Genomic DNA, 12,380 nt, shown 5'->3' on the forward strand with positions numbered 1-12,380 from the left:
ACTATAGGCGTGGACCACTTCAAAGGGGGAGGCTCACTTCAACATTTTTAAAGCCAAGATCATTTATTTCTTCGATTGAAATATCAGGTCCACTTGTTTCTTCTCTACGTTTTATTTCGATGAATATTTTGTCATAGTTATATGCGAGAAGATCAATAAACTTGCCAATGTTGACTAGATCAAAAGGCAGGCGAGCACGATACATTTCCGCTCGTCTGTGACGTTCGTACTCGGCTTGCTCTTGGGCTGTGGCAGTTTGTTGTTTTATTGCTGACACAGAAAACGCAGTGATTACTGCAACGATAAGCGTTGCTAAAATGCCAAATGAACCTATCCAAAAGTCATTAGTCAAAGAAATGACTGTATCAGCACCTCTTAGCACTCCGAATACCGACAGAGCGCCGTAAACTGACGAAGCAATGAAGGCGAGCGCAAACACCGCGAAAAAAACAGCAAAAAAATTTACCACCAGTCAAAAGATGAAAAATCGCTCTTCAATATACCTAGCCCATTTGAATTAAATCAGATTCATTCCTTCTACTTTAATGTAATCGCCTGACTTCAATCAATGAAATAAGCGCTTCCCTTTAGGTCTGAAGAGATTAATGTCTACCTCTTCCCACACCTGAACGCCTCAGCCACAAAATGCTCAACCGCATCACGCGGATAATCGCCATCGGAAGGCACCCACAAACACCGGTTTCCCTCAAACGAGAGCACATCGCCATAAAGGGTGCGCATGTCTGCAATGAGCGTTGTCTGGCAATGAACGAACAGCCCGACCCGATTGCCAAACTTGGGTTTCCAGTGAAGGCGCACCGTGGTGCCGCCATGCTTTGGCAAAGGGCGATAGGAAGGCTCGCCCCACTTCAGGGTCTCTGTCAAAGAGGAAGGGCCATATAAGCGCTGGGCGCAGTCCAGAATAAGCGAACGCAGGTCCAGCAGGTGGACGCGTTTATCCTCAGGGTAAGCGGCAAACACCGCCGCAACGTCATCAGGCAAAGGCGCCTGAGCGGACTGTTTGCCGGGCTTTGTAACACGCTCCATAAATGCATCCCTGAAAAGATCATGATCAATGCCAGATCATAATTGACCTCTTCAGGGAGAAACAAGAGCACACGCCCGATTATCAGGCGAAATCAGTTGCCTTTCGTCAGGCGGTAATCATGTCCTCTTCTTTTGCCATCCATTGACCGGTCTCACGCTGGAAGTAGATCATGTCCAGCGCCGCAGGCGTCCGGCCCAGCTGGGTCAGCATGGCATGCACCTGTCCGCGGTGGTGGGTCTGATGGTTGAAGAAGTGGAACAGCGCAGCGCCAAGGGGCTGCTGCATCACCAGTGGCTTGCGCACAGTGCGATAGATCATGGTGCGTAGGAAATCTTTCTCCTGCATCTGATCAATCACCGAGCAGATACGGTCGTCCAACAGACGGCGCTTTTCCTGCAAGGTTGCAAGGTCACCAGTCAACTGTTCGTCAAGGCTGTCAATCGGGTCGCCCTGGCCGGTAAAGCGATAGAGCCAGACCTTATCTGCCACATACTGGTGATCCATGGTGCCATGAATGGAATTGAAATAAACGCCAAGATCACGGTGGTACTCTTCCGCAGTGATCTGGTCGCATTCCTGAAGCAATAGATCGTTAGCCCACTTGTTATAGGAGGCATACATTACAAATGCTGCTTTCATAGGGGTGTCCTCTTGCTATGTCTGTTGCAAGAACAATGCACGCCTTTGAACCTCTATAAATTGACCCATCTCAAACAAAACCAGCCGTAGGGGGAGACGTGTAGTCGCAACCCGAAAGACGTAGTTGTCCATGCAGCGCCAGAACCTGTTGGAACCTCAACCCTTTTCGCCAAAAGCCTGCATTCGCGACATTGCGTCCTTGGGAAAACCTCCCCTTAAAATCAAAGGGGGCCATACGGAAGAGGCGGGAGGGGTGCCTCGGAGCAGGGCTGATAACAGCATTACAACCGTCATCAATGAGGCATAATCGCCTGTTTTCTGCAGTTTTCACGCAGGACAACGTGGGAATACGGATATACCCTCTTGCTTTTTAAGGGAGAGTTTAAGTATATCTCGCGCGAACCTTTGTGGCGCTTTGTTAAGGCGCTACAGGGAAAAGATTTTTAATGAGAGCTGCCCTTCGGAAGCTCGTGACAAACTGCAGGTAATAACGATGGCGATTGAACGCACGTTTTCCATGATCAAGCCGGACGCAACCAAACGCAATCTGACCGGTGCTATCACCGCTAAGCTCGAAGAAGCTGGCCTCCGCGTTGTTGCATCCAAGCGCGTTTGGATGTCCCTGCGTGAAGCAGAAGGTTTCTATGCAGTACACAAAGAGCGTCCTTTCTTTGGTGAACTGACAGAATTCATGTCTTCCGCTCCAACCATCGTTCAGGTTCTGGAAGGCGAAAACGCAATCGCGAAAAACCGTGAAGTCATGGGCGCTACCAACCCTGCAGATGCTGCTGAAGGCACCATCCGTAAGGAATTCGCTCTGTCCATCGGCGAAAACTCCGTACACGGTTCTGACGCTCCTGAAACAGCTGCTGAAGAAATCGCTTACTGGTTCTCCGGCACCGAAGTCGTAGGCTAATTTAGCTCAGCGATTTCAGCTGTCTGCTGAATTCAAAAAAGGCCCGCTTGATGCTTGATTGCGTCAGGCGGGTCTTTTCTTGTCAAAAATTCTATCATATCGGCAGGCGGCTCATAAAAGTTACTGGATAAACTCAGGTTTGCGCTGGGCGCCCTTGCTTCAGACACAATTTTAAAATTAAGTCCGCGCGCACGTGGGGAAACGGAACGCGAGATAAATTCATGAATATTAATGCAAAATCGCTTCTCTTAGGGGCATCTCTGGCACTGGCGGCAAGCGCGGCAACCGCTCAGGACCATACTCGTCCTTATTTGAGCCTTGATGCAGCAGGCAAAGGCGTAAGCGCCTGTGTGGCTCTGGCGAAGGATAACGGTTGGAACATGTCCATCGTTATTCTGGATCGGGGTGAGGATGTTGTGGCGTCTGCACGCATGGATGAGGCTCTGCCTGCCAGCTACAAAGGCGCAATGCTCAAGGCAAACACATCTTTGTCCTGGGGCATGCCAACAGAGCAGGTGAACGAGGTTCTGGAGAAGGCACCGGTCTTCAAACAGTTCCCGGGCATTTTAGGCATTGCCGGCGGTCTGCCGATCATCGTAGGTGAAAGCGCTCTGGTGGGTGCAATCGGCGTTGCAGGCAGCTCCATGGAAAATGATGCAGCCTGCGCAAAGGCAGCTGTAGAAGCCATGCGCTGATCTCAGCAAACCGAGTGAGTTTAACAAAGCCAGTTCCGTTTGTGCGGAGCTGGCTTTGTTTTTGCGCTATCTCTGTCTCAAAGGCACGAGGCCAGTCTCAGGAGTTACATCCACATTTGCGGGTGGTTCTGGCTCGACAATTCAGGGGCCGCACCGACTTTAACTTCTGCGTACCACTCAGAAACCTGAAGGAAGACCGGGAAAACCTGCCGCAGATGCGTAACGTCAATGTCGCTGTCTGGAATGCGGATTTCGCCATAGGCTGAGGAATGGGCAACCTCAAGGCCAAAGGTCAGATTATAACCCGCCACATCCAACGTATTGCTGTTTTGCAGCAGTTCTGTGAGAACGCGTGTATCAGTTGGCAAGTCATTGAAGAGAATGCGGAGCACGCACGTTTCGGTAGTCTGATCAAAGCCGAATACCAGAGAAAAATTCTGATTAATTTCAAGCACGAGTTCGCCGTCGAGGTCATCCTCCAGCATCGGGCTTAAATCAATGCTTTCCAGGAATTCATTAGCGGCTGTTTGAAAGTTCGACACGGGTGCTCCTTTAAACGGGATGTTTGATTTGAACTCTGTCTAACAGAGACAATCAACCCATAGGCGTGCCAAAGGGCACATCACGCCCCTCAGCTTTCCATATGCTTTGTCTCAAGAACGCGCTCAACGCGCCGCTAAAAGACAAAACTAAGGGAACTAGGCATGGGAATCTCGACGGTCGCGGCATCGATAACTGTCCAACCTATTGAAACTACATCTGTAAATCAGGCAAATACCAATGCTGCTGAAAACACAGCCGTAAAATCGACTGAAGTGCGGAGCCATGATGGTGGCCTGTATAAAATTGTTGCATATGTCAGAGAAAAACTCTCAGGCGCTCCCCACCACAGCTTGGCAGTACGTGTAAACACCCCGGCAGAGGGCAGAGAGACCGAGAGCGTCCTAACCCGGATCAAGGCGTTCTTCACGGGCAGTTCTCGTGCATCCCAAGCGGAAACCGCTCCGGCTGCAACGGGTGCCACCAAGCAGTTGGTGAACGCAAAAACGGCTCAGTTTACCGAAAACAACAAGAGCCTTGCTACATCCGTTGAAAACATCAAGGAACGGGCCGAAACCCATGTAAGACCAGCCGCAAAGTATGCTGTTGCAGAATTGCTGAGTGCTGGGGTTCGCGGAAACAGTGATGTCTTCGAGATCAAAGCAGAAGTGGGCATCAAGGCGGCGTTCAATCGGTTGGATGCAAAGATTGCAGAACAACCCGATGATATCAAAGGGATTTCGAAAGCATCCAAGGCCTTGAACAAGGATATCCAGAAGGAAGTCATCTCAGCTTATAAGCTGGCTGCTTCTACCGAAGGGACGACGCTCTCCAAGAGTGAGGTCAAAGCGCTGAAAAGCGATATTCAGAAGCACATGTCCGCTCACATAACTCAGAGCCTGAACAAGACTGAGGCCAACTGGCAGACCACGACAGAGACCGTCACACTCAATCATGAAACCCAGGTAGAGCTGGGCGCTGCAGATATAGACAGCGTGGCAAACAGCAGCTTCATAGCCACCACCACACCTGCAGCAAAACTGAATGCGTTGAAGGATGGGTATCAGACCAGTAATGTAAATGGCATCAGCTCCACCGCGACCTCTGAAACAGATCACGCCGTCAACCTCTGGGTCAGTGAGCTGAAAGGCGAGACCACGTCTTATGCTGCCGTCCGTCACGGAGTGAATTTCCCATTTGGCGTTAAGCATGATGCTGACTTGGCCAAAACTGGAGCGGACAACAGAACCCGAGAAGTGGTGACAGCAGCGGCGTCCACGAAGACCTCTGAGATCGTCAAATGGCGTACTGAACACCCCGGAGAACCATTCCCGCTGAAAATCGTCTCAACCTCTCTGTTGACCGCTGCGGCCAAAGCAAAAACCTATGAGACTGGCCAGCAAGAAGCATGGGGCCGCGCACAGGTCGAGCAGACCATTAAGGTTGACTTGCCTGGTGAGGGCGTGACGGAAGTCAATGTAAAGGTCGAAGTGCTGCCATTCAGCATGGGGGTCAACGGTTTTGCGAAACTGGGATTGTTCTCTGGGTCCATCGGCAAACATTTGGGGGATCGTCTTACCGGCTGGAAATGGGCTGATAACCACAATGAGCCATTAATCGGTCAACTGGACGAAATGGTGGAGCAAGCCAAAACCGATGCTGTAGAGGCCAACGATCCAGGTAAAGTTGCCCGTCTTGAAAGCTATAGCACCCAGCTGCATGAGGCGATCAATGACGGCAAACAGCGTCGCTCCGCAGGCAATGCCTACGGTGTCGCTGTGCTGGTGAACCTGATCGCCAATGAAACCGGAGCCGTTCCTGCAATCAACTGCATGTCCGGTAAGGATCGTACAGGTTATCTGGATGCAGCGGTCAAAGCACGCCTCATGGAAGTAGAAAGCCTGAATGCAGGTCGTGCAGAAAATGAGAAGTCTCTTGTGCCACAGATCTATGGCCAGCGCACAGAAGCGCAAAATGCTCTGATGAGCCTGTCCTCCGAAGTGATGGGCGGTAAGACGGTACAAAAAGCATGTACCGGGGTCGCTGGCTATAAAGTTGGTGAAGGCGGAATGTTCAAAGTTCAGGCAAACCTGGACAACGTACTGGACTCCAAAAGCCTGCTGGGCTTGTCTGCTGCCGTAAAGGCGTAACCACCGCCACAAAGCAAAGCATCACTAAGAGAGCGGCCTGAGTGCCGCTCTTTTTTGTAAGCAAAATAAACCTCCACCTCCGGTGGAGGACTGGAAGAGTTCTACATTTTCAGTAAGAGACCTCCCTGCTTAGGCCATTGGCGTGGTCTTTCCACAATGGAGCAGGGAGGTTTTTTATGGATACTGATCACCTTAACCACAGTAGCTGGGACTGTAAATATCACGTTGTCTTTACGAGTAAGTACCGGACAAAGCGTCTTTATGGTGAGTTGCGACGCGAACTGAAAGATCGTTTTGTTACACTAGCTTTGCAAAAGGGATGTCGAATTGAAGAGGGAGAGCTCATGCCGGACCATGTGCATATGCTAATCTGGATCCCACCCAAATACTCTGTCTCTCACATTGTTGGCTTCTTGAAGGGTAAGACTTAGCTTTATGTTGCCAATAAATATACTAGGAAACGACGCTACAAAGGTTATCATTTTTGGGCGCGGGGATACTTTGTCTCAACCACGGGCTATCAAGAACAGGTCGTTAGACGCTATATCCAAAATCAAGAGAAGAAGGATAAGGCGAGTGACTACAACGACCTGTTTAAACTTAGTTATTGAGCGTTCACAAAACCACTTCTAGTGGTTCAAGCGAAGCGTTTCAAACCTCCACCTCTGGTGGAGGTCTTTGACTTTGTGGGGTAAGCAGGAGATTATCCGGCCTCATAGCAGGAGTTGGAAGCTATCTCGCTGGGCCTAACGTTCCCAGTGTTGTTTGGGAACATGCAGGCAGATCGCAAGGGGCTGCGACAATCTGTCATTATACCTTAGCCGGAGTGAAAGGTGCTAAAGCACTGAGAAATTGGCTACGGGTTTTTGCATAACAGTTTGATATGCATCAGTAATGTGTGGGTGAAGGAGGTAATATAATGCCAGAAACCCAAGGAATACCCTTGGTAAAACCATGATTGATTAAAAATTAAATCAATATATATAGTGACCACTATGGAAATGGAAAAAGCCCCCCGCGGTCGACCCCGTCGGTTGGATAAAGATAAAATACTGGAGATCGCAAGTGTCCTGTTCTGGCAACAGGGCTATGAAGCGACTTCGATAAATGAGCTAGTCACTGCCATGGGTATTACACCACCAAGTTTGTATGCAGCGTATTCCTCCAAAGAGGAACTGTACCTGGCTGCAATCGACAGGTATTCGGCAAGCTATGGTTGGCAAATGCTGTCTGGCCTTGCTCTGCATTCCTGTGTTTATGAAGCGATCCGGACCGTTCTTTATGAATGTGTGGAGGTTTTCGTCGGTGGAGACCATCCTTCTGGTTGTATGATCGCCACCGGATTGGTCGAAAGTTCTAATGCTCAAGGCGCATTGGCACGTAAATTGGCTGATTTGCGCCAGCAAACCATCAAGATCATCGCAGATAAGTTTAAAGCCCGTGAAACCCAGTTCGTCGAAGGAACTGACCTTCCAGCCCTTGCCAGCTTCTTTGGTGCCACAATTCAAGGTATGGCTGTCCAGGCAAGAGACGTTAACTGCCCGACAGAGCTGCATAAAATCGCAGAACACAGTTTGAGCGTATTACAGGCATCTCGCCGTTTCTGATAAAGGAAGAGGCGTAAAAATTGCGGTATCAGGCGTGAGGTGCTAATAAAATTACGCAATCACGCCATTTTTATTTTGCAATATTACGCAAACTAAAGAATGTCATTTACATAATATATCAGAGTACCGCGAATGATACTGTTAAGGGTGTTTTCCATGCACTCTTGAGTTTGTTGTTCCAAGCCTCCCGTCACCTATGCTTTTGGTATGGGTTGCCCAACACCAAGGGAGGCTGACGATGGATAGTGATACCATTAACTTCACCGAGACGTTCCCGCAGTCAATGCAGGAAGCACTTAAAGCATCCCTCAAAGTATTCTGGCGCCTCGGTGTCCATCGCACGTCTATTGATGATGTGTGCCGGCAGTCCGGTGTTTCCTATCATTTCCTCAATGAGAACTTTGAGAGTAAAGAACACCTCTATCGCACTGCAGTGATGTGGTATCTGGATCAGTACGGAAGACAGCTCCTCTCCGGTTTCGCTATGCATTCCAACCCTGTCGAAGCCATCCGCATTGCCCTTTACGAATGCATTGGATTGTTTTGCGAGAATGACTGCCCTCATGGCAGTTTGCTCTCGGTTGAGCTTATGGAGATTTCTGATACCGACGGCGTCATTGTCAGAGAAATTGCCCACCTGAAAGAGCAGGTGCATGGACGCATCTATCAAAAGTTGGAGAACTGCAAAAAACGCTTCACCTCCGGCTTCAACCCCAACGAGTTGGCTGAGTTCTATACCGAGGTAATGATCATCCTCATCAAGCAGGCCTGTGATGGGGTAGATCGCACCAACCTATATAATCTCGCTGATGCCAGCCTTGAAAGATTGGAGAACCAGCCTGTCATACATTAAGTCGTGTGAGCAAAAAGACCACTAAAGGCGGACTGGTGACCCTCAGTGTCAGTCCGCTTTTTTTGTGAAATAAACGCTCAAAACCGGCGCTAAGCAGGGCTGCGAAAAGGCGAAATACTCAATTTGTCCGGATCTTGTCTATCAGGCCTTAATCGTAATTTTCCTAGCATTAATAATCAGTTGTTCTTTATCCATGGCCGCGTAATATGTACTTATGCCTATAAAGGATGAAATGCACGTGGAAACAATATCTCCGGACATAGAGGCCATGTTGGAAGCCTCGGTCAAAATGTTTTGGAAGCGCGGCTATGATGCCACTTCCCTAGATGATGTCGTGGACGCCATGGGCGTTCCTCATGAATTTGTAGAAGGGGCCTTTTCCAATAAGGAAGAACTCTATGCAGCAGCCACAAGGTGGTACCTGCAAAACTATGGCCGCAGGCTGCTTTCTGGTTTTGCCATGCATTCCAACTGCTGTGATGCCATTCGTGTCGCCCTTTACGAATGCGTCGATGTGCTCTGCGATAAAACAGAGTCAGACGGATGCCTTCTGTCATCTGGCTTACTGGAGATCTCCACCCAGGACAGTATTCTGACCAGAGAGATCACCGATCTGCGCAATACCATGGTGGGCGCGATTACGCGAAAACTCACCGATTGCAAAGAAAGTCTCAAGACCGGTACTGATATCGAAACACTCGCCCGCTTTTATGCCGCAACCCTGCAGGGACTGGCCAGTCAATGTAAGGATGGCGCCAAAAAAGAACAGCTCTATCGCGTGGTTGATATGAGCATGAAAGTCCTGGATTCCTACCGTATCAATTAAAAGGTTATCTTTATGTTCTCTGTCGATATGAGATTTGGAACATAGGGTGAACATATGAATTTGAGGCGTGTAAGGACACATCAAAAGGTCACCCGATCGCGGTCGTTTCAAATCCTTTACAGAAGGTGAAAGTTATAGGCGCAGTAAGCCCTATGTCTTTGCACTGTTGTTTTCCATGTGACTAAAACAGCGTTGAGGAGACACACCGACACCATATACTCGCGGCCATGAGACCGTGCGATATGATAGAGGCCGGAAACGTAACTCCCAAAATCGAAAGGCTCTTCGACCAGTGTGTCAAAGTCTTTCTCCTCAAGGGCTACGAAACCTGCACTCTGGATGATATAGGTAAAGCCGCCGGATGCTCGGGAGACTGTGTGAAGGAACACTTCACGTCCAAGCAGGAACTCGCAGCTGCAGCCATGCGCTGGTACTACATCAAGTACAGCCGCCACATGCGCGCAGAAATGGCCATGCACCAGGATATCTATTCGGCCATGGAAGCGGTGCTGTTTGCCTTCATCGAAATCAGCTGCGATCAGGTCCATGCCAACAAAGGGTTATTTGTCCGCACGTTCATTGACATTTCCAACGTTGATGAGTTCGTCAAAAACTCCTTCGAGGAACTGCAGAATGATTGGGAACATCAGGTTCTCGACAAGTTCAAGCAGTGCAAGCTGGAGCTCAAGGACGACGCCGACATCGAGGTGTTGGCACACTACTTCCTGACAGTGATTGAAGGCCTTTATGAGCTGATCAAATACGGAACCCCGTGTGATCTGATGTACAAGGTTGCGGTTGCGAGCCTCGGCGTTCTGGAAGCGCATATGAAGACCGGCCAGCCCAAGAAAAAGAAGGGCTCCAAGAAGAAATCAAAGTGAGTGCCACTGCCTTCTCACTGCCCATTGCCTTAGCTCTTTACAGAAGATGAAAGAAATCCACCAAGACGGGAGAGACCTCTTCTGTACTCATTTCCCATAGCTGGAAAACGAGATTGCTGCCCCCCACCCAAAACGTATACTGACGCCATGTCCTCATTAGATCCCATACGCGATGGTGAATTGTCACCTGAACTCGAAACCGCCTTAGATTCCTGCGTGAAGGTTTTTATGCTGCAAGGGTTCCAGCATTCCACATTGGAAGACCTTGCTGTTGCAAGCGGAAGCTCAAGAGACTTTATCGAGAAGCATTTTGCCACCAAAGAGCAGTTTTGTGCAGCTGCCATGCACTGGTATTTCTCCAAATTCTATCGGCAGCTCCGGTCTGTGCTCGCGCTCCACTCAGAACTGTACCCGGCAGTTGAAGCTGTGCTTTACGAGTTTATTGAACTCTCCCGAGAGCAATATGATGCTGGCACTGCCATGCGGTTCCATACCCTCATGGACATCGCAGAGCTGGACCCGGAATTGTCGGAGGAGTTGCGCAAGATGAAGCTCGAAGGCATGGAGCACTTCATCTACAAATTCACCCAGTGCAAAGGCGAGCTTCAAACTGATGACGAAGCCACATCACTGGCCAAGTTCTACGCAACGATCTTTGAGGGCCTTTCCATCATGGTACAGCACGGCATGTCCCATGAAGACCTTTACAAAATGGCAAATCTAAGCCTGGAAGTGCTGGCCAATCATTTGAAAAAAGGCATCAATTTCTGAGGCGTTTCTCCGCAGCATGATGACTGCTTCTCAGGTGAAGACACGCAAGACCTGTAAACTCAAAAACACGACGTATCAGGTTCAAATCCTTCCATTGCTTTTAAAGGTCTCTTTGCACTGCCACGGTTCTTCTTTGCAGACCTGACACTGCTCTCATATATTAGAATGGCGTTCTAACTTGAGATAGAGCGGTACTCTCGTCAGGGTTGGAATGGTGTTCTAGTGGCCAATGAAAACAACAGATATCAATCCATACTGGATGCTGCGCTGGAGCTGTTTTTAAAACAGGGCTACACAAGCACCTCGATTGCACAAATCCGCAACAAAAGCGGAGCGACGACTGGCAGCATCTATCACTTCTTCAAGGGAAAACCGGATATCGCCGTCGCGCTATGGGATCAGGCCGTCGCCGGTTGGACCAGAGAGACGCGCAACACGCCTCAAACCGCCAGCGCTGAAGACACCATCAAAGCCTCCGTCAATGGCTTGCTGCGGTGGGGCAGTGCCAATCCTGATCTGTTTCGTCTCTTTGAGGAGCTGAAGGTCAAAGCCCAGACGGAAGATGAGTTCGAAACCATCAAACAACAGATGGAGAACGTTCATTTGCAGGGAGAGGCGCTCTATGCCACCTGGCAAGTGCTGGGAGCTGTGAAACCTATCCCGTGGTCCGTTGCCTCCGCACTCATCGTAGGCCCGGCCTACACGCTGTTAAGCACAGAGCGGGTTGTCTGTGATAAAGACAGGCAGTTTCTGGTGAAGATGGCATGGGAAGCGGTGAGGAAGTAAGAGACCCACCCACACGCACTAAAACGACCCAAGCACCTTGATGATCTGCTCGCGGGTGTTGGGAGTAAAATGCAGCGCCCGCCACCCCATGTCCAACGCGGACATAATGTTCTCTTCCCGGTCATCAATCAAAAGCATCCGGTTGGCAGGAACCTTAAGGGCCTTGGTAACATGCATGAAAAACTCGGCGCTGGGCTTGGCCACCCCCATACGCCCGGAGGCAAACACCGTCTCCACACGATCCTTGTAACCCATCTGTTCTTCGATGTAGCGCGTACGCCGCGCCCCGTTGTTGGTCGCAATCACCTGGCGGACATGGGTCTTGGTAAGCTTGCGCATTAAGGCCAGCAGATCAAAGTCCGGGTGGGCGTCCTTTTCAAACCAGTACAGCAGGAAATGATCAAGGTCGCCGGGATAGCCGGTCTTATCCGCCCAACGGGAGAGACGGTCTCTGAGATCCTCATGCCCAACCAGAACCTCGTTGAAGTCATCCGTAAACATCTCCTGAGCAAAGGTGTGCCATGAGATGCCGAGATCCTCTTCAAACTGCTGCACCCAGATAAAGCGGTCATTGATAATGTTACGATTGAGAACCCCGTCAAAATCCCACGCAATAACGTCGATATCCTGCAACATGGACTGCCTCAAACTTCAAACCATACCCTATG

At 49.8% G+C, this 12,380-nt stretch carries 15 protein-coding genes and 1 pseudogene; 10 read left to right on the plus strand and 6 right to left on the minus strand.

All coding sequences use genetic code 11. The features are described 5' to 3' along the window. Positions 1-19 precede the first annotated feature (19 nt). The 3 genes from PsWM33_RS05980 to PsWM33_RS05990 form a co-directional block, all read right to left on the minus strand. The gene (locus PsWM33_RS05980) at positions 20-469 is read right to left on the minus strand and encodes a hypothetical protein (RefSeq protein ID WP_063299553.1); all 450 of its coding nucleotides are present in this window, start codon (positions 467-469) and stop codon (positions 20-22) included. A 140-nt stretch (positions 470-609) separates the two neighbouring features. Continuing rightward, complete coding sequence (locus tag PsWM33_RS05985) at positions 610-1,047, minus strand: DUF1801 domain-containing protein (RefSeq protein ID WP_063299554.1); 438 nt, start codon at positions 1,045-1,047, stop codon at positions 610-612. 106 nt (positions 1,048-1,153) lie between these two features. Beyond that, entirely contained in the window at positions 1,154-1,687 is a 534-nt protein-coding gene (locus PsWM33_RS05990; protein WP_057465351.1) for a DinB family protein, read from the minus strand. Positions 1,688-2,180: 493 nt separating this feature from the next. Between PsWM33_RS05990 and ndk the strand changes: the two genes are divergently transcribed. Both ndk and PsWM33_RS06000 read left to right on the plus strand, forming a co-directional pair. Then, complete coding sequence (ndk, locus tag PsWM33_RS05995) at positions 2,181-2,603, plus strand: nucleoside-diphosphate kinase (RefSeq protein ID WP_057465350.1); 423 nt, start codon at positions 2,181-2,183, stop codon at positions 2,601-2,603. Positions 2,604-2,824: 221 nt separating this feature from the next. Beyond that, positions 2,825-3,298: a GlcG/HbpS family heme-binding protein gene (locus tag PsWM33_RS06000; protein WP_063299555.1), complete on the plus strand. Its 474-nt coding sequence runs from the start codon at positions 2,825-2,827 to the stop codon at positions 3,296-3,298. A gap of 104 nt (positions 3,299-3,402) precedes the next feature. Here the strand turns inward: PsWM33_RS06000 and PsWM33_RS06005 are convergent, their stop codons facing one another. After that, positions 3,403-3,840 carry a hypothetical protein gene (locus PsWM33_RS06005; protein ID WP_063299556.1) on the minus strand — a complete coding sequence of 146 codons (438 nt, stop codon included), beginning with the start codon at positions 3,838-3,840 and terminating at the stop codon, positions 3,403-3,405. Between the two features lie 162 nt (positions 3,841-4,002). On the opposite strand from PsWM33_RS06005, the gene PsWM33_RS06010 reads away from it, so the two are divergent. The 5 genes and pseudogenes from PsWM33_RS06010 (at position 4,003) to PsWM33_RS06030 (ending at position 9,274) form a co-directional block, all read left to right on the plus strand. After that, complete coding sequence (locus PsWM33_RS06010; protein ID WP_063299557.1) at positions 4,003-5,988, plus strand: inositol phosphate phosphatase SopB; 1,986 nt, start codon at positions 4,003-4,005, stop codon at positions 5,986-5,988. A 176-nt stretch (positions 5,989-6,164) separates the two neighbouring features. Continuing rightward, positions 6,165-6,599: pseudogene (gene tnpA / locus PsWM33_RS06015) on the plus strand (IS200/IS605 family transposase). A 384-nt stretch (positions 6,600-6,983) separates the two neighbouring features. Beyond that, positions 6,984-7,595 carry a TetR/AcrR family transcriptional regulator gene (locus PsWM33_RS06020; RefSeq protein WP_063299558.1) on the plus strand — a complete coding sequence of 204 codons (612 nt, stop codon included), beginning with the start codon at positions 6,984-6,986 and terminating at the stop codon, positions 7,593-7,595. 238 nt (positions 7,596-7,833) lie between these two features. Beyond that, complete coding sequence (locus PsWM33_RS06025) at positions 7,834-8,448, plus strand: TetR/AcrR family transcriptional regulator (RefSeq protein ID WP_063299559.1); 615 nt, start codon at positions 7,834-7,836, stop codon at positions 8,446-8,448. Between the two features lie 232 nt (positions 8,449-8,680). Next, on the plus strand, positions 8,681-9,274 hold the full coding sequence (locus tag PsWM33_RS06030; RefSeq protein ID WP_244272075.1) for a TetR/AcrR family transcriptional regulator: 594 nt from the start codon (positions 8,681-8,683) through the stop codon (positions 9,272-9,274). Between the two features lie 116 nt (positions 9,275-9,390). Here PsWM33_RS06030 and PsWM33_RS28325 read toward each other — a convergent pair whose 3' ends face one another. Beyond that, positions 9,391-9,663 carry a hypothetical protein gene (locus tag PsWM33_RS28325; protein WP_244276657.1) on the minus strand — a complete coding sequence of 91 codons (273 nt, stop codon included), beginning with the start codon at positions 9,661-9,663 and terminating at the stop codon, positions 9,391-9,393. Between PsWM33_RS28325 and PsWM33_RS06035 the strand changes: the two genes are divergently transcribed. The 3 genes from PsWM33_RS06035 (at position 9,619) to PsWM33_RS06045 (ending at position 11,712) form a co-directional block, all read left to right on the plus strand. Continuing rightward, positions 9,619-10,155: a TetR/AcrR family transcriptional regulator gene (locus PsWM33_RS06035; RefSeq protein WP_244276656.1), complete on the plus strand. Its 537-nt coding sequence runs from the start codon at positions 9,619-9,621 to the stop codon at positions 10,153-10,155. The two genes, PsWM33_RS28325 and PsWM33_RS06035, sit on opposite strands and share 45 nt — an antisense overlap. Before the next feature lie 228 nt (positions 10,156-10,383). Then, a complete protein-coding gene (locus PsWM33_RS06040; RefSeq protein ID WP_063288464.1) occupies positions 10,384-10,926 on the plus strand; it encodes a TetR/AcrR family transcriptional regulator in 543 nt (180 codons plus the stop codon). A gap of 222 nt (positions 10,927-11,148) precedes the next feature. After that, positions 11,149-11,712: a TetR/AcrR family transcriptional regulator gene (locus PsWM33_RS06045; protein ID WP_057465341.1), complete on the plus strand. Its 564-nt coding sequence runs from the start codon at positions 11,149-11,151 to the stop codon at positions 11,710-11,712. A gap of 18 nt (positions 11,713-11,730) precedes the next feature. Here PsWM33_RS06045 and PsWM33_RS06050 read toward each other — a convergent pair whose 3' ends face one another. Further along, positions 11,731-12,348: an HAD family hydrolase gene (locus PsWM33_RS06050; protein ID WP_063299560.1), complete on the minus strand. Its 618-nt coding sequence runs from the start codon at positions 12,346-12,348 to the stop codon at positions 11,731-11,733. Positions 12,349-12,380 lie beyond the last annotated feature (32 nt).

The sequence above is a fragment of the Pseudovibrio sp. WM33 genome (genome assembly GCF_001623165.1).
Classification (GTDB): domain Bacteria; phylum Pseudomonadota; class Alphaproteobacteria; order Rhizobiales; family Stappiaceae; genus Pseudovibrio.